Source organism: Gordonia sp. ALPHA1B1 (assembly GCF_005502615.1).
Classification (GTDB): domain Bacteria; phylum Actinomycetota; class Actinomycetes; order Mycobacteriales; family Mycobacteriaceae; genus Gordonia; species Gordonia hongkongensis.
Window position 1 is genome coordinate 1 of sequence record NZ_SCOC01000090.1, and the last position, 1,442, is coordinate 1,442.

Below are 1,442 nucleotides of genomic sequence, written 5' to 3' on the forward strand. Positions count from 1 at the left end.
CTCGCCAACGAAGAAGTAGGAACGATTGTCTGGTTCGCGGTCAGGACCCACGCCGACACCTTCTGGATCTTCGATGCATTCCCTGACGAGGCCGCTCGCGACGCCCACGCCAACGGCGCCATCGTCGCAGCCCTGATGGCCAACCAGCACCTCCTCGGCGCAGCACCCGAGATCCTTCCGGCCGACGTCCTCGCGTCCAAGCTCCCGTAGTCCGCCAACGCACTAGACGATCGCGCCCCGCCGAGCCGTCGCCAGGTCGCGACGCAACGCAACGCCACGCTGCGTTGCCGAGCGGTGCGAGGCCTATCGGCACACGGACAGGATGCCGGCCGCGAGCGCTCAGCCGGCGAGGGGTCCGTCGCAGAGGAGAGCGACGTCGGTGTCGGGCAGAGCCGTGAGGCCAGCGCATCGCGCGACCACCAGAACCGAATCGCCCCTGCCCTGCGTTTCCGCAGGTCAGGGGCTGTTCGCCGGAGCCGCCTGTCGGAATCGAACCGACGACCTAATCACGTCGGCTTTGCGTCTATCGCTTGATGCGCCCACTGGGCGAACGAGCCGCTGACCTGCGCAAACGCCGAGCGTGGGGGACGCCGCCATCCGGTGGTGACCGACGACGACCGACCAGTACCGACCGTTTCACCGGAGCTTGCGGCGGCGTCGAAGCCGAGCAAGCTCCATTCCTTTAGCTAACCGCGCCCTCCTCCTCGCCGGTCCCGTCGTCGTCGAAGACGTTTCAGGGGTCTTCTCAGATGACGGTGTAGGTCGGCCGAGCGCGTCGGTCCGGAGATAGACGTCGAGGTCTCCCGACGACGGAGGTTCCTACGCCTTCCATCCGAAAGACCTCGACGTGTCCGACGCTACCCCGCCGGCCGGCTTCGGCCGCCCAGACCTGACCGCCTTCGCTCGACTCGACGGCCTCGGTCTGAGCGTGACCGGACAACGGCTTGAACCGGATCGTGCGGTCCTCGCGTGCCGCGTGGTGGAACCAGATCAGTGGTGCCGACGGTGCGGCCGCGAAGGCGCTGCTCGTGACACCGTGATCCGGCGGTTGGCCCACGAGCCGCTGGGCTGGCGACCGACCGTGCTGGAAGTTGTAGTGCGCCGCTACCGCTGTGCCGACTGCGGACACGTGTGGCGCCAAGACACCAGCGCCGCGGCGGAGCCACGCGCGAAGCTCTCGCGCACCGGGCTGCGGTGGGCGCTGGAAGGGATCGTGGTCGCACACCTCACCGTCGCCCGTGTCGCCGAGGGACTCGGGGTCGCGTGGGACACCGCCAACGCGGTCCTGGCTGAAGGCAAGCGGCTGCTGATCAACGACCCCACGCGGTTTGAGGGCGTGAAGGTCATTGGCGTCGATGAGCACGTCTGGCGCCACACCAGGCGTGGCGACAAGTGCGTCACCGTGATCATCGACCTCACCCCGGTCCGCGATGGCGCCGGCC

General features: G+C 68.4%; 1 protein-coding gene and 1 pseudogene. Both read left to right on the plus strand.

Annotation, left to right across the window (positions count from 1 at the left end; genetic code table 11):
- Positions 1-210, plus strand: a 210-nt coding sequence (locus tag FFS52_RS23505) for an antibiotic biosynthesis monooxygenase (protein WP_137811082.1), incomplete at its 5' end; no start/stop codon positions are given.
- A gap of 637 nt (positions 211-847) precedes the next feature.
- Positions 848-1,442 (plus strand): annotated as a pseudogene (locus FFS52_RS23510) (transposase family protein); the annotation flags it as partial.